This window comes from Paractinoplanes durhamensis, from assembly GCF_016862175.1.
In the GTDB taxonomy this organism is placed as follows: domain Bacteria; phylum Actinomycetota; class Actinomycetes; order Mycobacteriales; family Micromonosporaceae; genus Actinoplanes; species Actinoplanes durhamensis.
In genome coordinates this window covers 1-663 of record NZ_BOML01000134.1, presented here as the reverse complement: position 1 = coordinate 663, position 663 = coordinate 1, and the positions used below count along the sequence as shown (strand labels likewise).

The following is a 663-nucleotide window of genomic DNA, read 5'->3' as shown; positions in this document are numbered from 1 at the left end:
CGCCTCACCCGGCCGGATCCCCTCCAACGCCGTCAGGATCTCGTCACGGACCTCATCAACCTGGGCGCAATGCGACGCGTAGTCCACATCCACCCACCGCGCCCGCACACCCCGCCGCTCACACAACCCGACCAACCCGGCCAGCGCCTCACGATCCCCGGAGACCACCGTGGCTTCCGGGCCGTTCACCGCCGCCACCGCCAACCGGTCACCCCACCCCTGCACCAACCCGTCGACCACATCCACCCCGGCGGCGACCGACACCATCCCGCCGCGCCCCGACAACACCACCAACGCACGACTCCGCAACACCACCACCCGGGCGCCGTCCTGCAACGACAACACCCCCGCCACACACGCCGCCGCGATCTCACCCTGCGAATGACCCACCACCACGGCCGGCTGCACCCCGTACCACTGCCACAACCGGGCCAGACTCACCATCACCGCCCACAACGCCGGCTGCACCACATCAACCCGACCCAACAACTCCTCATCAGCCAGCGCCTCCCGCAGGTCCCAACCCACCAAAGGCCGCAACACGGCCGCGCACTCGTCCAACGCCGCAGCGAACACCGGCTCAACCGACGCGAGACCCAACCCCATCCGCACCCACTGCGAACCCTGCCCCGGGAACACAAACACCGGATCCGCCGGGCCCGC

1 protein-coding gene is annotated in these 663 nt (G+C 70.0%); it reads right to left on the bottom strand.

What is annotated here, in order from left to right; translation table 11 throughout:
• A partial coding sequence (locus tag Adu01nite_RS47450) for an acyltransferase domain-containing protein (protein ID WP_203736004.1) occupies positions 1-663 on the bottom strand: 663 nt, incomplete at both ends.